Raw genomic sequence first — 20,493 nt, 5'->3', positions numbered from 1 at the left:
CGCAGGGCACGCTCCGGCAGGCACCCGCCCACCAAACCGCCCACGAACCCCGCGCCAACGGCCAAAACCGGTGAATAAACAGCACCTTCCAAGCCGCTGTTATTGACTCGGAAATTCCCCTGCCCCATCCTCACCCGAAACCAATGGGGGACAGCACATGGCCGGCAAGACGTTGACGCGGATGGATCTGAGTGAGGCGGTGTTCCGTGAGGTGGGCCTGAGCCGCAATGAAAGCGCCCAGCTGGTGGAGACGGTGCTGAACCACATGTCCGACGCGCTGGTGAAGGGCGAGAGCGTGAAGATCTCTTCTTTCGGCACCTTCTCGGTGCGCGAGAAAGCCGCCCGGGTGGGCCGCAACCCCAAGACCGGACAAGAAGTGCCGATCAGCCCCCGCCGGGTGCTGACCTTCCGCCCCAGCCATCTGATGAAGGACCGGGTTGCGGACGGCAACCGCAAGTGACCCTGCCGCAGATGCGGGGCGCGTGACGAGGGACGAGAGCAAGGGATAACCGATGGGTAAAGCGCCAGACGCCTTTCGCACCATCTCTGAAGTGGCCGACTGGCTGGGCGTGCAGACCCATGTTCTGCGCTTCTGGGAAAGCAAGTTCACACAGGTGAAACCGCTGAAGCGCGCCGGTGGGCGGCGGTATTACCGCCCCGCCGACATGGAGCTGTTGGGCGGCATCCGGAAGCTGCTGCATGAGGACGGGTTGACCATCAAGGGCGCGCAGAAGTTCATCCGCGAGAACGGGGTGAAGGCGGTGGCAGAGCTGTCGCCGCCGGTCGAGGACGAGGGCGATGCGCCTGCCGGTGTTCCGACCGAGGCAGCGGCGGCAATGATGCCCGAGGCGGAGGCCGAGGTGCATGTACATGCGGTCGAAACGCAGGGTACGCCTGAGGCTCCGGTGGATGTTACAGGCGAGGCCCCTGCCCCCGCCGTTGAGCCGGAACCCGAGGGATACTTTGACGCCGTCGATGTGACGGGCGAGGACGCTGCGCCCGCGGTGGAGCCCGAGCCGGAGGGGTATTTCGACGCGGTGGATGTCTCTGCAGAAGAGCCAGCACCTGTGGCGGAGCCGGAGATTTCGGAAACGGTGGATGTGACCGGTGAGGAGCCCGCACCGGCGGTCGAGCCTGAACCGGAAGGCTACTTTGATGCGGTCGATGTGTCTGCCGAAGAGCCTGCGCCAGTTGTGGAGCCGGAAATTTCGGAGACGGTGGACGTGACCGGCGAGGCACCTGCTCCGGCGGCAGAACCTGAGCCGGAAGGGTATTTCGATGCGGTCGATGTGACCGGCGAAGAGCCTGCGCCTGTGGCTGAGCCAGAAAGCGAACCGGCGGAAGTTGCGAATCTCTTTGACGACGAGCCGGAAGACCCTGCCGAAGAGGTGAGCGCCCCGGCCCCGGCGGCGGAGAGCGACGAGGATGAAGAATTGGCGCTGCCAAGCTTCATCCGCAAGCCTATGGAGGGGAAGGAAACTACCGTGCCGCCGCTCACCCCCGGCCCGCTGCCGCTTGGCGAAGAGGACCGCGTGGGCGAGGCTGCGCCGGAGGAAATTGACAGCCGGTTTGCGGGCGTGGGTGCGGGCGAAGTGCCCGACCGCGCGCCCGAACCCGAGGCAGAGGAGCCTGCCAACGCGCCGGTGGATTTTGTCGCCGCCGTCACGCCGGACCCCGAGATGCCCCTGCCCCAGCAGATCACCGCGAGCGATGAGGCCGCGCTGGATGCCGCCGCCCTGCGGCCGCTCTATGACCGTTTGCTGGCGCTGCGGGCGCGGATGGGGTGATCGGCTGGTGCGGCGCGAAAATCGCCGCTGATCTCCCCTTGCATGGGCGGCAGAATCGTCTAAAAAGCCCGGACGTCGGGCTATGGCGCAGTCTGGTAGCGCGTCCGTCTGGGGGACGGAAGGTCGTAGGTTCAAGTCCTGCTAGCCCGACCAACAGTTTCATGAACGCCCGCACCCGAAAGGGTCGCGGGCGTTTGCTTTGACGGGGGTGCGCAAGCCATGAGCGAGACCACGGGCGTTCTGCCGGGGCAGGCGATTTCGGCGATGATCGAACGGGGCAGCCTGCGCGGCACGCCCGACGTGACCGAGGCCCAGATCCAACCCGCCAGCCTTGATCTGCGTTTGGGAACAGTGGCTTACCGCGTGCGCGCCTCCTTCCTGCCGGGCAAGGGTGCCACCGTGGCCGAGCGGCTGGGCGAGTTCGGGATGCATGAAGTGTCGCTCGAGGGCGGCGCTGTGCTGGAAAAGGGCTGCGTCTATCTCGTGCCGCTGATGGAGAGCCTGAGCCTTGAGCCGGGGCTGACGGCGGTGGCCAATGCCAAAAGCTCCACTGGGCGGCTGGACCTGCTGACGCGGCTGGTGACCGACCGGGGCGTTGAGTTTGACCGGGTGCCTGCGGGCTACGAAGGCCCGCTTTATGCCGAGATCTGCCCGCGCAGCTTTTCGGTGCTGGTGCGACCGGGGATGCGGTTGAACCAGCTGCGTTTCCGGCGCGGGCAAGCGGTGCTGGATGACGCGGCGCTGCACGCGCTCCATGCCGAGGTGCCGCTGGTGGATGGCCCGGCAGTGATCGACGATGGGCTTGGCTTTTCGGTCGATCTGGAGCCTGGCAAGGACGGGTTGGTGGGCTACCGCGCCAAGCCGCACACCGGGATCATCGACCTCGACCGGATTGGCGAGTACCCGGCGGCGGAGTTCTGGGAGCGGATCGAAACGCAGGAGGGGCGGATCATCCTCGATCCGGGGGCCTTCTATATTCTGGTGAGCCGGGAGGCGGTGACGATCCCGCCGATGTATGCCGCCGAGATGGCGCCCTATCTGGCGCTGGTGGGCGAGTTCCGGGTGCATTACGCGGGCTTCTTCGACCCTGGGTTCGGCCATGCCGAGGCGGGGGGCGCAGGCTCGCGCGGGGTGCTGGAGGTGCGCTGCCACGAGGCGCCTTTCGTGCTGGAGCACGGGCAGGTCGTGGGGCGACTGATCTATGAGCGCATGGCCGAGCGGCCCGAGCGGCTCTATGGCGCGGAGATCGCCTCCAACTACCAGGGCCAGGGGCTGAATCTGGCGAAGCACTTCAAGGTTTAGGGCAGAGACCCCGCTTGCACGGCTGCGCCTTTGGCGGCCTCGGGATTGAGTATTCTCAGCAAGAAAATGAAGCGGTTGCGCCCTAGACCGGGAGCGCGGCAAGGCGGCTTTGGCCGGCTTCACGCAGGATCTCGGCGAGGGTGGTGAACCAGCCGTCATCGGTGGCGGTGCGGCGGCGCAGAAGGCCGAGCGTGCGGGCGGGCTGTGGCTCGGAGAAGCGGCGCAGGGCGAGTTTGGGGGCGGCGGCCAGCTCGGAGGCGGCGGCCAGCTCGGGCAGGAAGGTGAAGCCGAAACCCTCGGCCACGAGGCCCGAGAGCGTGGCGAGCGAGGAGGCCCCCAGATCGACCCGCGTGTCGGCCCGGCGCAGGGCGCAGACCTCCAGCGCCTGATCGGCGAGGCAATGGCCCTCTTCGAGCAGTAGCAGGCGGTCGGGGTCGAGCGCATTGGGGCTGATCGAGGCGCCCTGCCCGGCCAGCGTGGCGGCGTTGCCTGCCAGCAGGAAGCGATCGGCAAAGAGCGGCTCCTCGATCATCCCTGCCCGGCCCGAGGGGAGCGCGACCACGGCGGCATCGAGCCGCCCGGCCTCCAGTGCGTCGAGCACGGATTCGGTCTGGCTTTCGCGGATGCGCAGCTCGAGCGTGAGGTTGCGCGAACGGATGAGCGGCAGGGCCACGGGCAAGAGATACGGCGCAACCGTGGGGATGACGCCTAGCGCCAGCCGCCCGCCCAGCCCTTCGCGCCAGCGTGTCGCCTGCTCCAGCGCGTCCATCTCGGCCAGAACGGCGCGGGCATGGGCCAGAAGCTCGTGGCCCGCGGGCGTGAGCACGGCGCGGCGCGGCTGACGCTCCACCAACCGCAGGCCGGTTTGCGCCTCCATCTCCTTGATTTGCTGGCTCAGCGCAGGCTGGGAGATATGCACAAGTTCCGCCGCCCGCACGAAACTTCCGGTTTCGGCAAGGGCGGAGAACGAGCGGAGTTGGCGGAGGGTGAGGTTCATAAGGCGAGCTAATCGCAGTGCGGCGAAAAAGCAATTTCCATCTCGGAGCGAATCCGGGCAAAAACTGCGGAATTCCACCACTCCGGAATGAAGCCGGGCCGTCAGGCCGGTTTCTGGCGGGCCCCGTCCCCAGCGGGCGCCCGCCACCTTGACCGAGCGCAAGGAAAGGCCCGCGGGCGCATGGCATGCTGCTTTTGCAGCCAGCCGGATGAGCCAGACATGCCCCTGACCGACCACCTGAAGCAAATCACCTATGGCGGGAATGACGGGATCGTCACCACCTTTGCAATCGTCGCCGGATTCGCCGGGGCGGAGGCCGAGGGGGCGGCGGGAATCGGGGCGCTGGCGGTGCTGGTCTTCGGGCTGGCCAACCTTTTTGCCGACGGGGTTTCGATGGGGCTCGGAGAGTTCCTTTCCACCCGCTCGGCGCGGGCGCTCTACCGGGCGGAGCGGGCACGGGTGCTGGCCCGGTCGGACCGGGCGGCGCTGGTGGCGGTGCTCGGTCAGAGGGGCCTTGGCGCGGCAACGGCGGCGCGGGTGGCGGAGGGGTTGGAGGAAAGCCCTGAGCTGGTGGCCGACCTGCTGGCGGGTGCGGGCGTGGCCCTCCCCGACATGCGCGGCGCCCGGCCCGCGCTGGATGGCCTCGTGACCTTTGGCGCCTTTCTGGCCTTCGGGCTGGTGCCGCTGCTGCCGTTCCTGCTCGCCGGGCCGGAAGCAGGCAGCGCGGCAGCCTCGGCGCTGGCCAGCCTCGGGGCCTTGCTGGCGCTCGGGCTGCTCAGGGCGCGGGCGACGGGTGAACGGGCGGCACGGGCGCTGGCGGAGGTGGTGGGCGTGGGGGCGCTTTGCGGGTCGGTGGCTTTTGCCGTGGGGGCTTTGGTGGGCTGAAGACGGCAAGCCCTTCCATGAATAACGTTACTGAATATAATCATTCCTTATTGGGATTGAGCATCTGACACTGTAACAAACCGCACCAATAAAGCGTAAGAATGACGAGAAATGCTGCGCCAAAAGATCATCCACGGGTAACTATTAGGTCGTCAGAGCCACTTGGAGATCAAGAGAACGAATGGTTCAAGTCCCAGGAGGGTAGCCAGGCACAATGGACGGCGATAAACTGAATCTCGTGCGGTAAAATTGCTTGGGGCGCTACTTGGTAAACTCTTATTGCCACTCATGTGGCCTGACTTTCCCTTCTGTACTTGCGAGTCTTGTTGGAGATGCACAAGGGCGCGGAACCGTAAATTTGTCCGGTAACGTTGAACAATGCCCTCGATGCGGCGGGCGGGCGGAAGTACAGAACGTGTACCATTCCAACGGGAAGACTTGGGCATCAGGAGGAAATAGCGCCACAGCAACAATGGCCTTTGAAACCTTTCAGAGGCACGCCGTGGCAATGTTAGCCAATGTACAAGTTAACAGGCAGCAGGCGCGTCGCCTTGAACGGACTGTTGACCGCAAGAACGAAGAAGCAGTCAAGAGAGTTGCTGCTGAGATATCCACGCATATTAGTGGGGTGGTACAACGAGCTCTTGAATCCGAAGAGCCGAAAAAGGCACTCAGTTTTCTTGCAAAGCTAGTCAAACTTTCAGCTATCGGAGGCACGGCCGTATTCGCAACTTTGGCAGGAATAAACGAAGGTTTGGACCTGATTGAGCGACTTAACGGCGATCAGCCCATTCACGAAATCATAAAAGAACTAAGTAACCACCAGCCAGAGCAACACCGGAAAGAGATACCCGAAGACAAAGCAGAGAAACCCTAGGCGAGCCAGCTGGAGAAAAAAGCCGATCAATGAGCCGAAGAAGGGTGTATTGTCACATTTAGAGGTATTTTTGCTGGTCATTGCAAATGAGATCGCTGTCTGATTCCAGGTAGACCCACGCGGTTGTGTCGCGTGGGTCGGCGGCGGGAAGATGTTTGAACTATTAAAAATTTTCAGCCGATCATATGCGCCTCCGGCCCGTAGGCCTCTTCGTAGTGCCGCTTCAGCCGTTGGAGCGCGATGCGCAGCACGATCTTGCCGGAGCGGGCCGACCAGCCCATGCGCTTTTCGGTGGCTTCCAGCCCTTCGAGAAAGCAGCAGCAACGCAGCACCATGTCGCCCAGTCCGGGGCCAAGATCGCGCAGCGCCTCGGCCACGCGGGCGCGGCTGGCGGCGGGGCCGTTGGCCGGGCCTTTGCCCGCCTCGAACCGGCCCCGGGTGCCGCCGGTCAGGAAGTTGTCCCAGTTCTGGGCCACGCGCGGGCCCATCTGCGCCATCTCGAAATCTTCGCGCAGGCGCTCGGCGGCGGCGACCAGATCGGCACCGAGAAAGGGTTTGCCATCCTTCTCGCGGCGGCGGGCCAGCGCCGTCACCGGGCTTTCGGCGCGGTTGTAGCGGATCTTGCGGGGCCGATCCTCGCCCGCGTCGGCCTCTTCGATATCGGCGTGCTGCCATGTGAAAGGGGTCATCCCCTCGGCAAAGCCGCCTGCCACGCCCTCGGTTTCGGCCAGCATCCGCTTCAGCGCCGCGCGGCCTGCGGCGGTGATGGTGTAGCTGGCGACCCGGCCGGGCTTGCGCAGGGCGATCCACTCCTTGAGGGCGAAGGCTTGGGCCACCTCACGGTCGAGCACGGCGGTGCGGGTCGAGCGGCCATCGGCGAGGCTGCGCACCACGGCGGCCTTTTCCAGATCGGCGGCCACGGCCAGCACCGCGCCCGATTCCGACAGGCGGCGGAGAATGCGGCGGCCCTCGCGGGCGACGGTGGCTTCATCACAGATCTTGCGGTCGGGGGTGAAATGGCGGCTCATGCTCAGCGTCTCCTTGGCGGCCCGGGGCTTGCCCGCGGCCTCACACAGGTTGAAATGCACCTGCCCGAGACTGGCGAGAGCCTCATCGACAAGCGGATCGTCACGACGCTGTTCAAATCGCCTTATCTGCCTGAGAATCGTGGAGGCATGGACCCCCTCCGACCGCGCCAGCCCCCGAATGGAGAGCCCCGCCTCGGTGTGTTTCAGGTAGTGCAATGCGCTTCTGGGCACCCATTGTGGCACCGCTGCGGAGTCCTCCAGGTCTCCGATAATCCCGGTCATCCTCGCCGTCCCCTTCGATGTGCCCCTTGTGATCTCTTGTGGGGCAATCTCTGATGTATCAGTCTCCAGCATATACAACCTAGGGGCGCATTGGTTACTCAGAAGTTAACAATGCGTCGTAAGGCTCAGCTTTGTCTAAAATTTGTGAAAAATTACTGCCGTTGCGTGCGCTCAATCGCTGATTGCGCAACACCCGCATAGGTTGTGCAACTGTGGCCCTGGCAACTCTGGGAGACCACCATGACAGAACAACCCCCCATTCGCACCGAAGGTCATCAGGCCCGCAAGACAACCGGCCCGCTCGGCGGCCTGCGCCGGCCCAAGCTGTTGATTCGGGCCGCGCGGCTCGGGCTGGCCGACTATTCCCGCACCCGCGATCTGAAGCGGATCATGCGGGTGGCCACCCTGCCCGCCCCCACCCAGGCCGTGCGTGACCTGATCCGCACCGAGGCGGAAATGGAGGAAGGGCGGCAGACCGGGCTTTCGACCTATTCGGTCATCCGCCATGTCGAGGTGATGATCGCCCTGCTGGCCGAGGCCCGGCTGCTGCCGCAGGAGACCGCCGAGGGGTGAACGGGGCTTTGGGGGCCTGAGCGCCCCCGCGCCCGATCTCGCGCCCGATCACGACATGGAGTCGGGCAGCACCTCTTTGCGCTTGGCCACGAAAGCCTCCAATTCTTCGCGGATGCCTTCGTCGAGCGCCGGGGCCTGATAGGCGCCGAGCAGCTTTTGCACCCGGTCGGCGGCCAGCGTCGCGGTATCGCGCGCGCCTTCCTCTTCCCATGTCTCGAAGGGCTTGTAGTCGAGCACTTCGGACTTCCAGAAGGCGGTTTGATAGTTGGCCTGGGTGTGGGCGCAGCCGAGATAGTGGCCGCCGGGACCGACCTCGCGCAGGGCGTCCATTGCCTGTCCGTTCTCATCGACCGGAACGGGCGCAGCGAGCCGGTGCAGGATGCCGAGTTGATCGGCGTCCATCACGAACTTCTCGTAGGACGAAACAAGGCCGCCCTCGAGCCAACCGCAGGCGTGCAGCATGAAGTTGACGCCCGAGAGCAGGCCCATGTTCAGCGAGTTCGCAGTTTCATAGGCGGCCTGCGCATCGGGCAGTTTGGAGCCGTTGAACGAGCCGGAGGAGCGGAACGGCAGGCCGAGGCGGCGGGCGAGCTGCCCCGCGCCGTAGGTGACCTGGCTCGCCTCGGGGGTGCCGAAGGTGGGGGCGCCGGAGTTCATGTCGATCGAGGTGACGAAGGCGCCAAAGATCACCGGCGCGCCGGGTTTGACAAGCTGGCTGTAGGCCACGCCTGCCAGCACCTCGGCCAGCACCTGCGTGAGCGTGCCAGCCACCGACACCGGCGCCATCGCCCCGCCGACGATGAAGGGAGAGATGATGCAGGCCTGCCCGGCCTCGGCATAGGCCTCGAGCGCGCCCATCATTACCGAATCGAAGGTGAGCGGCGAGTTGATGTTGATGAGCGAGGTCATCGCGCAGCGCCCGTTCAGCCCGCCCTCCTCGCCTTTGAAGAGGATCTCGGCCATGGCGACGCTGTCGACGGCCCGCGACGGCTCTGTGACCGAGCCCATGAACGGCTTGTCCGACAGCGTGATGTGGCTCATCAGCATGTCGAGATGGCGCTTGGCGACCGGAATGTCGGTCGGCTCGCAGACCGTGCCGCCCGAGTGGTGCAGCCACTTGGACATGTAGCCCAGCTTCACGAAGTTGTTGAAATCATCCATCGTGGCGTAGCGGCGGCCGCCCGAATTGTCGCGCACGAAGGGCGGGCCGTAGACCGGGGCGAGCACGAGGTTCTTGCCGCCGATCTCGACGTTGCGCTCAGGATTCCGGGCGATCTGGGTGAACTGGCCGGGCGCGGTTTCGCAGAGCTTGCGGGCCAGCCCGCGCGGAATATGCACCCGCTCGCCCTCAACCGTTGCCCCCGCCTCGCGCCAGCGCTCCAGTGCCTTGGGGTTCTCGACAAAGGCCACGCCGATCTCTTCGAGCACGGTCTCGGCGTTGTGCTCGATGATCTCCAGCGCCTCCTCGTTCAGGATTTCGAGGTTGGGGATGGCGCGGGTGATGAACTTCGCGGCCTCGATCTTGAACCCGGTGCGCTCCGCCCGGCGCGCGGCTCCGCCGCCACCGCGCCCGCGCCGCCTGCCTGCCGCTGCATCCGTCATACCCGAATCCTTTCCCTCAGAAGGGTTGCCTTTGCAGCCTGATAGCGGATGCCGGACGTGCTGCGAGGGCGGATTGCGCCGCCTCGGGGGGAAAAGCGACATGCCGAGGGCGTGCTGCGACGCGGCTTTGACCGGACGGCGGCAAAGATGCTTGAATGGCAGCCCATCGCGGAGGGAGGCCGCCATGACAGCATCCGCCAGCCCGGCCCCGGAGAGGGGCGCCCGGCGCGGGACCGAGGAGCGGCTCACGCTGACCTCCTCGGAGATCACCGCGCTCGCCCACCTTTACCGCGGCGAGGTCTATCGCAGCACGATCTGGCGCACCCGGCTCGACACCACGACAAACTGGGCGGTGGTGACGCTGGGCGTGGCGCTTTCGATCAGCTTTTCCTCGCCCGGTGCCTCGCCCCTGCCGCTGGTGCTGGTCGGCGTTTTGATCCTGCTGTTCCTGATGCTGGAGGCGCGGCGCTACCGCTATTTCAACGTCTGGCGGGCGCGGGCGCGGTGGATGGAGACCCATTTTTACGCGCCCATGCTCTATGATGGCGACCTGCACATGGAGGAGGAGTGGCAGAAGGTGCTGAGCGAGGACTACCTGCGCCCGCATTATCATGTGAGCTTCTGGGTCGCGCTGGGGCGGCGGATACGGCGCAATTACCTGTGGATTCTGCTGATCCAGAGCCTCGCCTATGCCGGCAAGATCGTGGTGCATCCGAATGCCATCGAAAGCTGGGAGCAGGCGGTGGTGCGGGCCAACGTGGGGCCGCTGCCGGGCGAAGTGGTAATCGGGATCGGGCTGTTCTACGTGACCAGCTGGTCGGCCATCGCCTTCTGGAGCTACCGGCACGACGCGGCGCTGGCGCGCAAGCGGGGCAAGAAAAGCTCCAGCTCGATGGGCTGAGGCCTGCGTGGGCGCCGGCCCCGCGCCCCCGATTCCCGCGCTTTGCAGGCTTGCACCCTGCCCCGGCGCGCAATATTGCCTTGCCCCATGAGCACATCCCTTCCCGAGCGCCACCACGAGCGCCTTCTCATCATCGACTTCGGCTCCCAGGTGACGCAGCTCATCGCGCGGCGGCTGCGCGAGTTGAGCGTTTACTGCGAGATCCACCCGTTCAACACGGTGGATGATGCCTTTCTGGCCGAGTTCGCCCCCAAAGCGGTGATCTTCTCCGGCGGTCCGGACTCGGTGACCCGCGAAGGCTCGCCGCGCCCGCCAGCGTCGGTCTATGACCTCGGCGTGCCGATCCTCGGCATATGCTACGGCCAGCAGGCGATGATGGAAGACCTAGGCGGCAAGGTGCATGGCGGCAAGAACACCGGCGGCGGCGGCACCGCCGAGTTCGGCCGGGCGAAGGTGACACCTTCCGACGCGCGGATCGGCCTGCTCGAAGGCTGGTTCCTCGACGGGCCGGAGCAGGTCTGGATGAGCCACGGCGACCACGTGGCCAAGCTGGCGCCGGGCTTCGAGGTCTATGGCACCTCGCCCAACGCGCCCTATGCGATCACCGCCGACCTGAGCCGCAATTTCTATGCCGTGCAGTTCCACCCCGAGGTGCACCACACCCCCAACGGCGCCACGCTCTACGAGAATTTCGTGAAGCTGGCGGGCTTTGCCGGCGACTGGACGATGGGCGCCTACCGCGAAGAGGCCGTGGCCCGCATCCGCGAGCAGGTGGGCGATGCCAAGGTGATCTGCGCGCTTTCGGGCGGCGTGGATTCTTCGGTGGCCGCCGTGCTGCTGCACGAGGCCATTGGCGAACAGCTGACCTGCGTCTTTGTCGACCACGGGCTGATGCGCAAAGACGAGGCGCAGGAGGTCGTGGGCATGTTCCGCGAGCACTACAATCTGCCGTTGATCCACGCCGACGAGGGCGAGCTGTTTTTGGGTGAGCTTGACGGCGTAAGTGACCCGGAAACCAAGAGAAAGATCATCGGCAAGCTCTTCATCGATGTGTTCCAGAAACACGCCGACGAGATCGAGGGCGTGGAGTTTCTGGCCCAGGGCACGCTCTATCCGGATGTGATCGAGAGCGTGTCGTTCAGCGGCGGGCCTTCGGTGACGATCAAGAGCCACCACAATGTGGGCGGCCTGCCCGAGAAGATGGGCCTCAAGCTGGTCGAGCCGCTGCGCGAGCTGTTCAAAGACGAGGTTCGCGCACTTGGCCGCGAGCTTGGCCTGCCCGCCAGCTTCATCGGCCGCCACCCCTTCCCCGGCCCGGGCCTCGCGATCCGCTGCCCCGGCGAGATCACGCCCGCCAAGCTCGACATCCTGCGCGAGGCGGATGCTGTTTACATCGACCAGATCCGCAAGCACGGGCTCTATGACGAGATCTGGCAGGCCTTCGTCGCGATCCTGCCGGTGCGGACGGTCGGCGTGATGGGCGACGGTCGCACCTACGACTACGCCTGCGCTCTGCGTGCGGTGACCAGCGTGGACGGCATGACCGCCGACTACTACCCCTTCACCCATGAGTTCCTCGGCGAAACCGCGACGCGGATCATCAACGAAATTGCTGGAATCAACAGGGTAACCTATGACATAACCTCCAAACCGCCGGGAACGATCGAGTGGGAGTGATCGTGGTAAGTGTATCGAAAGCGCGCGCGAGATTGTGTAATGGATGATCTCTTTTCCCACATTGAAACCGACTGGGACTTCTACCGGGCTACACACACCGACCTAGCGCAACTGGACGATACGCAGTGCGCCCGTCACTACGCAGAGCATGGATACAACGCAGGGCGTATCGCGCATCCGCGAGCAAAGAAAAACGAATTCATCGAGCCGTTTCGTGGAAAACGTGCACTGGAGATTGGGCCTTATGTGAACCCTTGCCTCACCGGCCCAAGCACGCGCTATCTTGATGTGCTTTCCACCGAGGGGCTCGCTGCCCGCGCCGCTAAAATGGGGCTCTCCACTGAGCGGTTGCCCGAAATCCACTATGTTTCGACCGATTGCACCATGGCCTGCGTGGACGAGCGCTTCGAGGTGCTCTTTTCGGCCCACAATCTCGAACACCAACCGGATTTGATCAGCCATCTGCGAGAAGCGGCGAGGCTACTGGAACCTGGCGGCACCTATGGGATGATTGTCCCCAATGCGAAGTACTGTTTCGATGCACTTCTTCCTTTGTCCACTATCGCCGCGGTCTTCGACGCCTATACCGAAAAGCGTCGCCGCCACACTCTGGGCACAATTGTCCGCCACCGCGCGATGACCACACACAACAATAGCGCCAAACACTGGAAACAGTCTTGGCATCGCTCATACACACCACTGGACCCGGAACGTGTTAAGGCTGCTTTGGCCGAGTTCGAGAATGCGGATGGCGCCTATATTGATGCGCACGCATGGCAGTTCGATCCGCTGAGCCTGTCAGACATCCTGCGCACCTTAATTGCCACCGGCCATATCCCATTCACCGGCGTGACCTGTCACGGCCCAGTACGTGGACGCAATGAGTTCACTGTAATGCTGCAAAAGTGAGCAAAAGGCTTTGAAGGAAGTCCTGCTCCATATCGGCACTCACAAGACCGGATCCACCACTATCCAACGGGCCCTGCACGGCTACAATGACGGCGTCACACGTTGTGCCGGGTTCCAGCACCAAAACCATTCGATTCCACTGTACACTATTTTCTCTGAAAGGCGCGCAGCCTACCACATCTGGCGCAATCAGGGTTTCACGTCATCCCGGGTCGAAGCACTACGAAAAAAATATCTCGCCGAACTTGACAGAGACCTGGCTGACCCGTCACATGATCGGCTGGTGATATCCGGCGAGGACATCTCGGTACTCGCCACGGCCGAGAAGCAGGCGCTTCTTGCACGGATCTCAGATGCTGGGCTAACCGTAAAAGTCGTAGTTTTTACACGCAGTCCGCTGGCTTACGTCGCCTCCGATACACAAGAGCGGGTCAAGAACGGCCTTGCTCCCGTGCCGCTCTCGCCTGGGTACCATCATAAGATTGCGCCTTTTGTTGAAGCGCTGGGGCCCGCCAACGTCATTGCCTGCGATTTCGACGCCATCTTATCCGGCAGGCAAGACCTGATCGAGGTTTTTTCAAAACTTGCCGGTATTGTGCTGCCGCCGACGCAAGCGGTTAATCAGAGCATGTCGCTTGCAGCCCTTGCGCTGACCCGGAAGTTGGATACCCTGCCGCTGGCAGTCAAAGACAAGCCGCATCGAATTGCGGCACGCCGGAGGCTCGTTAATCGCATAGTGCGTGCCTTCGATACCGGAGCCGGATTCGAAAAGCCCCCGAAAGAAATTTTCCGCGCGCTCGTCCGCAAGGGTGCAGAGAATGACAGCCACTGGCTCGCCGAAACTTTCGGGATCGACTACACCGCCGACTTGAAGGGTGAATCGCAAAGCACTGATTTTCAAGCTCAGCTCGCTGCCTGCCTCGCAAGCCATGTATCGCACATCACGGAGTTTCTCGCGAGCCTTGATCTGCCAGCCAACTTGGCGCTGGAGGAAGCCCTTCTGGAGGCGTTGGTACGCGAGATCGAGGGCATGGGAGCACCCGCGGCCTTCGATGCGGCACGCTATCTTGAATTTCACCCCGATGTCGCAACCTCGGGGATGAATCCCTACGAGCACTACCTACGGTATGGGCAGGCAGAGGGCCGTCAAACCTGAACTATCGTTTCTTCAAGCTCCTCAAGTCATGAATGCCCGCCCGCGTGCGCGGATCCTCCCCACCCGGGAACAGCGCGTGCTTTTGCACCTTCTGTGTTCCGGTGACAGGAATCTCGTCGACGAAGAGGATCCAGCCCGGGGGCTTGTAGTAGGCGAGTTCGGCGAAGGCGTCGGTGAAGATGGCGGTGGCGGTTTCTGCCGTGGGGGCGTGGCCGGGGGCGAGTTTGATGGCGGCGAGGACTTCTTCTTCGCGGGTTTCGTCGGGGCATGGGAGTACGGCGACGTTTTCCACCGCGGGGTGGGCGAAGAGGGTGTTTTCGACTTCGGCGGCGGCGATGTTCTCCCCTGCCCTGCGGATGATGTTTTTCTTGCGATCCACGAAACTTATGACGCCATCTTCATCCATCGTGACGGTGTCGCCGGTGTGAAACCAGCCGCCTGACCAGGCCTCTTTGGTGGCGTCGGGCTTGTTCAAGTAACCGGAGAAAAACCCGCGCCGGGGGGTGGTGGCTGAGTGGCGGATGACCATTTCGCCGGGGGTTCCGGGTGCGACCCGCGCCCCGGCATCGTCCCAAACCTGCACCTCCAGATCGTCGCGGGGGCGGCCCATGGCGCGGGTGTGGGGGTGGCGCGGCTCTTCTTCCATCGACAGCACGCGGCACATCTCGGTCATGCCCCAGAGTTCCACCAACGGGATGCCAAAGCGGGCCTCGAAGCCGGTGTGCAGAGCGGGTTCGACCCCGGCGCCCAGCCCTGCGCGGAGCGCGCCGAGGCGCTCGGGGCCTGCCGCTTTGTCGGCCATCAGCACCGAGATCACTACGCCGAGGTAGTGGAACACGGTGGCGCCGGTTTCGGCGCAGTCTTCCCAGAACCGGCTGGCCGAGAAGCGCGGGGGCTGGATCAGCGTGGCCCCGGCGAGCATCACCCCGAAGAAGGTCAGCACGCCTGCGTTCACGTGGAAGGCGGGCAAGGGGTTGAAGATGCGGTCGTCGCCCGTCACCGCCATCGCGCCGCGCGGGCGCAGGTAGCTTTCGCCCATGAGCAGCTCGTAATCGTGGCTCAGGATGCAGCCCTTGGGGCGGCCCGTGGTGCCGGAGGTGTAGAGAAGGCTGGCCTCGGTGTCGGGCGTGATCGCGCCGCCGGGCGGCGCGGAGGGCGCGGTGGGGAGATCAAGGTCGCCCTCGAAGAGGCTGAAGAGCGGCGGATTTTCCATCTCGGCCGCAGCAGCCTGCGCAAGCTCCGCATGCTCCGGTGCGGCGATGATGAGCGTGGCGGCGGAATCCTCCAGCACATAGGCCAGCTCGCCCGGGCGATAATCGGGGTTGATCGGCACGAAGGAGATGCCGAGCCGGTTCATCGCCAGTTTCAGCAGGTAGTGCTCGGGCTTCGTGCCAAGGCAAACGGCGATGCGATGGCCCGCACCGTAGCCCGCCGCAGCGAGCGCCTTTGCCGCCGTCTCGATCCTCTCGCCCGCCTCCACATAGCTGAGCGCCGGGCCGCCGGGGGCGACCAGAAACTCCGCCCCGCCAAAGCGGCGCGCGGCCTCCTCCCACACCTCCCCGATGGTGCGGCCCTCGGTGCTGAACGCCTGTGGCTCGGTCATGGCACTCCTCCTCGCGGGCAGAGTGCCTTCGGATCGCGGGAAGGAAAAGGGGCTGCTTAGCCCTCGGCCTCGCGGCCCTTGAACCCCGTGGCGACAACGAACTTTTCAGAGCTGTCGGAGCGGCTTGCGCCGGGCTTCACGTTGGCGACCTTGGCGAAGCGCTGTTTCAGCAGCTTCTGCAATTCGCCCTCCGCCCCGCCGGCCAGAACCTTGGCGACAAAGGTGCCGCCCGGAGCGAGCACATCGAAGGCCAGATAGGCTGCGGCCTCACAGAGCGCGATGATGCGCAGGTGGTCGGTTTGCTTGTGGCCCGAAGAGGCGGCGGCCATGTCGGACATCACCACATCGGCCTCGCCGCCGAGCCATGCCTTCACCTTGTCGTCGGCGCCATCCTCAAGGAAATCAAGCACATGCAACTCGGCCCCGGCAATCGGCTCCACCTCTTGCAGGTCGAGCCCGATGATCCGGCCCTGCGCCTTGCCCGACTTCTCGCCAAGCGCGTTGATCCGGGGCACGGCGACCTGGCACCAGCCACCGGGCGCGCAGCCAAGGTCCACCACCCGCGCGCCGGGCACCAGAAAGCGATACTTGTCGTCCAACTCCATGATCTTGAAGGCGGCGCGGCCCCGGTAGCCCTCTTTCTTGGCGCGCTGCACGTAAGGATCGTTTAGCTGCCGCTCGAGCCAGAGGGTGGAGGAGAGCTTGCGGCCACGCGCCGACTTTACCTTCACGCGAAGGTCGCGCATGCCCCGCCCGGAGCTGTTTTTACCTGTGGGTTTCTTGGCCATGTCGCCTAGGTGCGTTGCGCCAGCCGTCCTGTCAAGCGCAGGTCGGGTCTGGCCCAGCCTCCCGCCCTCAAAACGGCCCGTCTTCCAGCACCCCATCGGCCGACATCTGGGCATAGAGCAGCCCCTCGCGGAGCCCCCGGTCGGCGACCGAGAGCCGGTCGGTCGGCCATGCGCGCATCAGGGCCTGCAAAATCGCCGCGCCCGACATGATCAGCGCCTGCCGGTCACGGCCGATGCGCGGGTCGGCCCGGCGGCCGGCATCGCCCATGATCAGGTAGCCCCGGATCACCGCGTCGATCTGGGCGGTGGTCATGCGCAGCCCGTCCACCTTGTTGCGGTCGTAGCGCCGCAGCCCGAGGTGGGAGGCGGCCACGGTGGTGACGGTGCCGGAGGTGCCGATGATCTGGAAGCCCTCGCGCCGGACGCCCGCCTCATAGGGGGTGAATTCGGCCAGCATATCCTCGAAATAGCAGGACATCAGCGCAAACCGCGCGCCATCGCCCGCCACGTCGCGGAACTGGTCGCGCAGAGTGGCGACCCCGAGGGGGATCGAGATCCAGTCCACCACCTTGGCGGCGGGAAACAGGCTCTCTTCGGTGACGAAGCCCTTGTGCAGCCGCATGATCGCGCGCGGGCGCTCAGGGCGGGGCACGCGGGAAATGTCGATCCAGACCAGCTCGGTGGAGCCGCCGCCGATATCGACCACGAGGAGCTGATCGGTCTTGGTGGAGACCAGCGGCGCGCAGCTCACAACGGCGAGGCGGGCCTCTTCCTCGGGCTGGATGATCTCAAGCTCCAGACCGGTCTCGCGGGCAACCATATCGATCAGCTCGGGCGCGTTCTCGGCGCGGCGGCAAGCTTCGGTCGCGACCAGCCGCATCCGCTCGACATTGTGTTTTTGGAACTTCTTGCGGCAGATCCGCATGGCTTGCACCGTCCGCCCCATCGAGGCGCGGCTGATCCGGCCGGAGGCCTCAAGTCCCTGCCCCAGTTGGACAGACTTCGAAAAGCTGTCGATCACATGAAACTGGCTGCCTTTCGGCTGGGCCACCAGCATGCGGCATGAGTTTGTGCCAAGGTCCAGCGCGGCATAGGTGGCAACTGGATCGGCAACCGGCGGTGCAGGTGGTTCGACCGCTTTGGGGAACGCGCCCGCACCAGTGGGACGCTTCGCGGGCATGACGCCCTCCATTTCGAGTTGAGGCCAGCGTAACGCCCAAGGGTGCGAGATGGCAACTGTTTTGCCCGATCACCTCCGGCTCATGATCTGCATGAGAAATCCGATGATCCGGCCCCCTTTCACCCCCCGGCCCTGCCCGGTAGGTATGGATGCGACCGGCGCTTGTCGTTTCCGTTCCTCACCATGTCGAAATCCGCGCGTGGGGGGCGGGGTTTTCCGCGTAGACGGGAATGCGAGAGGTGCCTTTTGGCAAGCGTGAAAGGACAGGCCACATGGCCGAAATTACCATCGTCTACTGGCGGGATATCCCGGCACAGGTCATCGTCGGCAAGGGTCGGCGCGGGTCCAAGGCGGTGTTGCCGGAGCGTTTTGAACAGGCCATCGACCGCTGCGCCATGAAGATCGGCGCGAAGGACAGCGATGCCTACCTCTCGGAGTGGCGCAAGGTGCCCTCCGGCACGGCAGAGGGTGACCCCGACACCGTGGCGAAGGAAACCGCCCTGCGCCTTGAAAGCGAGCATGGGCCGGAGGAGATCAAGGCCCTGATCGCGAATGATGGCTGGGCCCAATCGGCCTGACATGATCCGTTTCTGGGAGCGCGCCATGAACATCCTAAACTTCCGCCGCAAAAGCCCCACCCCGATGAACGGGGATGTGGCTGGCTACATTCAGGGCTACTCGATCGAGGTGATGCCCCGCACCGCCGAGAAGGTAGAAGATTTCCGCGCGATCCTGCCCGAGGGCACCCGGGTGTACATCGCCCATATCGACGGCACCCCGATTGAAGACATGGTCGCCACGGCCAAGCGCATCGCCGGTGAAGGCTTCGAGGTGATGCCCCACTTCCCGGCGCGGATTATCCCCGATGCCGCGACGCTGGGCGATTGGCTCGCCCGCTACCAGGGCGAGGCTGGCGTGACCCAGGGCCTGCTGCTGGGCGGCGGGATCAGCCAGCCCCATGGCGACTTTTCCGACTCCATGCAGCTGATGGAGACCGGGCTGTTTGATCGCGCGGGCTTCAAGCGCCTGCACATCGCCGGCCACCCCGAGGGCAACCGCGATATCGACCCGGATGGCGGCATGAAGAACGTCATGCAAGCCCTGCGCTGGAAACAGGATTTTGCCGAGCGCTCCGATGCCGAGATGGCCATTGCCACGCAGTTCTGCTTCGAGGCGGACCCGGTGGTGCAATGGGCCGAGGATCTCGCCGCCGAGGGCATCCGCCTGCCGATCCACATCGGCATCGCCGGGCCTGCAAAGCTGCAGACCATGATCAAGTTCGCCATCGCCTGCGGCGTCGGCCCGTCGCTCCGCGTGCTCCAGCGCCGCGCCAAGGATGTGACCAAGCTGGTCCTGCCCTTCGAGCCGGGTGACGTGCTGGCCGGCCTTGCCGCCGCCCGCGCCGAGGGCCGTGCCACCAATATCGAACAGGTGCATTTTTTCCCGCTGGGCGGGATCAAGACCTGCGCCACATGGGCTGCCGAAAACGGCGCGCCCGCCACCGCCCAAACCGCCCGAGCCTGAACAACCGAGCCCAAAGAAAGCGCCCCATGACCCGCACCGTTATCGAGTCCAAGACCAAGACCGTCACCATCGGCTTCGACGAGCCCTTCTGCGTGATCGGCGAGCGGATCAACCCCACCGGCCGCAAGAAGCTGGCCGCCGAGCTTGAGGCCGGGGATTTCAGCACGGTCGAGCGTGACGCGCTGGAGCAGGTGGCCTGCGGCGCCACCGTGCTCGATGTGAACTCTGGCGCCGTCTTCACCAACAAGATGGCCGAAGACCCGCGCTACGCCGACAACAACTTCGTCGAGCCTATGCTGATGAAGCAGCTGATCGAGAAGGTGCAAGCCGTAGTCGACGTGCCGCTCTGCATCGACTCGTCGGTGCCCGGCGCGCTGGAAAACGGGCTGGAGCAAGCCGAGGGCCGCCCGCTGCTCAACTCGGTGACCGGCGAGGAGGAGCGGCTCGAGCTGGTGCTGCCGCTGGTGAAAAAATACAACGTGCCGGTGGTGGCGATCTCCAATGACGACACCGGAATCAGCGAAGACCCGGACGTGCGCTTTGCGGTGGCGAAAAAGATCGTCGAGCGCGCCGCCGATTTCGGCATCCCGGCCCATGATATCGTGGTGGACCCGCTGGTCATGCCGATCGGCGCGATGGCAACCGCCGGGCATCAGGTCTTCACCCTCGTCCGGCGGCTCCGCGACGAGTTGGGCGTCAACACCACCTGTGGCGCCTCCAACATCAGCTTCGGCCTGCCCCACCGCCACGGGGTGAACGCGGCCTTCCTGCCGATGGCGATTGGCGCGGGGATGACTTCGGCCATCATGAACCCGGTGCGCGCCGTGGAGATGGAAGCGATCCGCGCTGCCAACCTGCTGATGAACCACGACCCCAACGGCGGCGCGTGGATCGGCTTTTCGCGCGTGCTCGATGCGGTCGAGGCTGGCGAAAGCTTTGCCGAGGCCTCTAAGGCGGCCTCTTCGGCAGGCGCAGGCCGGGGCGGGCGGCGCCGTCGCCGGGCCTGAGGCCGTGCTTAACCCGGCATTAACCAACCTTGCGCGAAGCTGGTGCCATGACCCAGCTTCGCGCGCTCTCTGCCAATGACCAATGGCTCAGCCAGATCTTCGCAGCCAAGGCCGTGCGCAGCGGTGGAGTCGTGCGCAGGCAGGCCGAGGATGTGGACCGAAAGGTCGGTCGCGCGGCGTTGGAGCTTGAGGTGCGGCGGAGGGGCTTTCACCTTGTGGAGGCAGGCGGGCAGTACATCGTCATCTGCACCCGAGCACCGTTGCGGATCTTGGTCTGAGGCGAAAAATCTTAACGAAGATTTTTCAGGCCCGAAGAATTTTCGTGAAAATTCTTCTCCCTCACGTATCGCGACTGACCGCGTTAACCCGATCTTAGCTCCTGTGGCGCAAATTGGACGGTATGGACATGGGGGGC

General features: G+C 64.7%; 20 protein-coding genes and 1 tRNA gene. 15 read left to right on the top strand and 6 right to left on the bottom strand.

Annotated elements, in window-relative coordinates; translation table 11 throughout:
• Positions 1 to 157 precede the first annotated feature (157 nt).
• The 4 genes from ihfA to ACUXVX_RS12370 all read left to right on the top strand — a co-directional run bounded on the left by ihfA (position 158) and on the right by ACUXVX_RS12370 (position 3,089).
• Positions 158 to 460: an integration host factor subunit alpha gene (gene ihfA / locus ACUXVX_RS12385; RefSeq protein ID WP_222469272.1), complete on the top strand. Its 303-nt coding sequence runs from the start codon at positions 158 to 160 to the stop codon at positions 458 to 460.
• 52 nt (positions 461 to 512) lie between these two features.
• Complete coding sequence (locus ACUXVX_RS12380; protein WP_446308541.1) at positions 513 to 1,787, top strand: MerR family transcriptional regulator; 1,275 nt, start codon at positions 513 to 515, stop codon at positions 1,785 to 1,787.
• Between the two features lie 76 nt (positions 1,788 to 1,863).
• Positions 1,864 to 1,940 (top strand) — tRNA-Pro (locus ACUXVX_RS12375).
• Positions 1,941 to 2,006: 66 nt separating this feature from the next.
• Positions 2,007 to 3,089, top strand: a complete 1,083-nt coding sequence (locus ACUXVX_RS12370; RefSeq protein ID WP_446308540.1) for a 2'-deoxycytidine 5'-triphosphate deaminase — start codon at positions 2,007 to 2,009, stop codon at positions 3,087 to 3,089.
• A gap of 82 nt (positions 3,090 to 3,171) precedes the next feature.
• Here ACUXVX_RS12370 and ACUXVX_RS12365 read toward each other — a convergent pair whose 3' ends face one another.
• A complete protein-coding gene (locus ACUXVX_RS12365; RefSeq protein ID WP_446308539.1) occupies positions 3,172 to 4,086 on the bottom strand; it encodes a LysR substrate-binding domain-containing protein in 915 nt (304 codons plus the stop codon).
• A gap of 219 nt (positions 4,087 to 4,305) precedes the next feature.
• Here ACUXVX_RS12365 and ACUXVX_RS12360 point away from each other — a divergent pair, with 219 nt between their 5' ends.
• Entirely contained in the window at positions 4,306 to 4,971 is a 666-nt protein-coding gene (locus ACUXVX_RS12360) for a VIT1/CCC1 transporter family protein (protein ID WP_446308538.1), read from the top strand.
• Between the two features lie 472 nt (positions 4,972 to 5,443).
• Entirely contained in the window at positions 5,444 to 5,848 is a 405-nt protein-coding gene (locus tag ACUXVX_RS12355) for a hypothetical protein (protein WP_446308537.1), read from the top strand.
• Between the two features lie 173 nt (positions 5,849 to 6,021).
• Here ACUXVX_RS12355 and ACUXVX_RS12350 read toward each other — a convergent pair whose 3' ends face one another.
• Positions 6,022 to 7,158 (bottom strand): DUF6456 domain-containing protein, encoded by a 1,137-nt coding sequence (locus ACUXVX_RS12350; RefSeq protein WP_446308536.1) that lies wholly within the window; start codon positions 7,156 to 7,158, stop codon positions 6,022 to 6,024.
• Positions 7,159 to 7,398: 240 nt separating this feature from the next.
• Here ACUXVX_RS12350 and ACUXVX_RS12345 point away from each other — a divergent pair, with 240 nt between their 5' ends.
• Positions 7,399 to 7,731, top strand: a complete 333-nt coding sequence (locus tag ACUXVX_RS12345) for a DUF6477 family protein (protein ID WP_446308535.1) — start codon at positions 7,399 to 7,401, stop codon at positions 7,729 to 7,731.
• A 48-nt stretch (positions 7,732 to 7,779) separates the two neighbouring features.
• Here the strand turns inward: ACUXVX_RS12345 and ACUXVX_RS12340 are convergent, their stop codons facing one another.
• Complete coding sequence (locus ACUXVX_RS12340; RefSeq protein WP_446308534.1) at positions 7,780 to 9,333, bottom strand: trimethylamine methyltransferase family protein; 1,554 nt, start codon at positions 9,331 to 9,333, stop codon at positions 7,780 to 7,782.
• Between the two features lie 184 nt (positions 9,334 to 9,517).
• Here ACUXVX_RS12340 and ACUXVX_RS12335 point away from each other — a divergent pair, with 184 nt between their 5' ends.
• The 4 genes from ACUXVX_RS12335 to ACUXVX_RS12320 all read left to right on the top strand — a co-directional run bounded on the left by ACUXVX_RS12335 (position 9,518) and on the right by ACUXVX_RS12320 (position 13,976).
• On the top strand, positions 9,518 to 10,234 hold the full coding sequence (locus ACUXVX_RS12335) for a DUF2270 domain-containing protein (protein ID WP_446308533.1): 717 nt from the start codon (positions 9,518 to 9,520) through the stop codon (positions 10,232 to 10,234).
• 87 nt (positions 10,235 to 10,321) lie between these two features.
• Positions 10,322 to 11,911: a glutamine-hydrolyzing GMP synthase gene (gene guaA, locus ACUXVX_RS12330; RefSeq protein WP_446308532.1), complete on the top strand. Its 1,590-nt coding sequence runs from the start codon at positions 10,322 to 10,324 to the stop codon at positions 11,909 to 11,911.
• Between the two features lie 39 nt (positions 11,912 to 11,950).
• Positions 11,951 to 12,820 carry a class I SAM-dependent methyltransferase gene (locus tag ACUXVX_RS12325; protein WP_446308531.1) on the top strand — a complete coding sequence of 290 codons (870 nt, stop codon included), beginning with the start codon at positions 11,951 to 11,953 and terminating at the stop codon, positions 12,818 to 12,820.
• 10 nt (positions 12,821 to 12,830) lie between these two features.
• Positions 12,831 to 13,976, top strand: a complete 1,146-nt coding sequence (locus ACUXVX_RS12320; RefSeq protein ID WP_446308530.1) for a hypothetical protein — start codon at positions 12,831 to 12,833, stop codon at positions 13,974 to 13,976.
• Between the two features lies 1 nt (position 13,977).
• On the opposite strand, the gene ACUXVX_RS12315 is transcribed toward ACUXVX_RS12320, so the two are convergent.
• The 3 genes from ACUXVX_RS12315 to ACUXVX_RS12305 all read right to left on the bottom strand — a co-directional run bounded on the left by ACUXVX_RS12315 (position 13,978) and on the right by ACUXVX_RS12305 (position 17,547).
• A complete protein-coding gene (locus tag ACUXVX_RS12315; protein WP_446308529.1) occupies positions 13,978 to 15,579 on the bottom strand; it encodes an AMP-binding protein in 1,602 nt (533 codons plus the stop codon).
• Positions 15,580 to 15,635: 56 nt separating this feature from the next.
• Positions 15,636 to 16,367 carry an RlmE family RNA methyltransferase gene (locus ACUXVX_RS12310; protein ID WP_222469284.1) on the bottom strand — a complete coding sequence of 244 codons (732 nt, stop codon included), beginning with the start codon at positions 16,365 to 16,367 and terminating at the stop codon, positions 15,636 to 15,638.
• A 67-nt stretch (positions 16,368 to 16,434) separates the two neighbouring features.
• Positions 16,435 to 17,547, bottom strand: a complete 1,113-nt coding sequence (locus tag ACUXVX_RS12305; RefSeq protein WP_222469285.1) for a Ppx/GppA phosphatase family protein — start codon at positions 17,545 to 17,547, stop codon at positions 16,435 to 16,437.
• Positions 17,548 to 17,819: 272 nt separating this feature from the next.
• On the opposite strand from ACUXVX_RS12305, the gene ACUXVX_RS12300 reads away from it, so the two are divergent.
• The 4 genes from ACUXVX_RS12300 to ACUXVX_RS12285 are packed head-to-tail and all read left to right on the top strand — an operon-like array spanning position 17,820 to position 20,356.
• Positions 17,820 to 18,125, top strand: coding sequence for a virulence factor (locus ACUXVX_RS12300; RefSeq protein WP_222469286.1), 306 nt, complete (start codon positions 17,820 to 17,822; stop codon positions 18,123 to 18,125).
• Positions 18,126 to 18,150: 25 nt separating this feature from the next.
• Positions 18,151 to 19,071 (top strand): methylenetetrahydrofolate reductase, encoded by a 921-nt coding sequence (locus tag ACUXVX_RS12295; protein WP_446311533.1) that lies wholly within the window; start codon positions 18,151 to 18,153, stop codon positions 19,069 to 19,071.
• 26 nt (positions 19,072 to 19,097) lie between these two features.
• On the top strand, positions 19,098 to 20,078 hold the full coding sequence (locus ACUXVX_RS12290; RefSeq protein WP_222469287.1) for a methyltetrahydrofolate cobalamin methyltransferase: 981 nt from the start codon (positions 19,098 to 19,100) through the stop codon (positions 20,076 to 20,078).
• A 47-nt stretch (positions 20,079 to 20,125) separates the two neighbouring features.
• On the top strand, positions 20,126 to 20,356 hold the full coding sequence (locus tag ACUXVX_RS12285; protein WP_446308528.1) for an N-(5'-phosphoribosyl)anthranilate isomerase: 231 nt from the start codon (positions 20,126 to 20,128) through the stop codon (positions 20,354 to 20,356).
• Positions 20,357 to 20,493 lie beyond the last annotated feature (137 nt).

The sequence above is a fragment of the Vannielia sp. SX4 genome (assembly GCF_052828525.1).
Note: the sequence above shows the minus strand (reverse complement) of the source record. Positions and strands in the feature narration are given on the sequence as shown.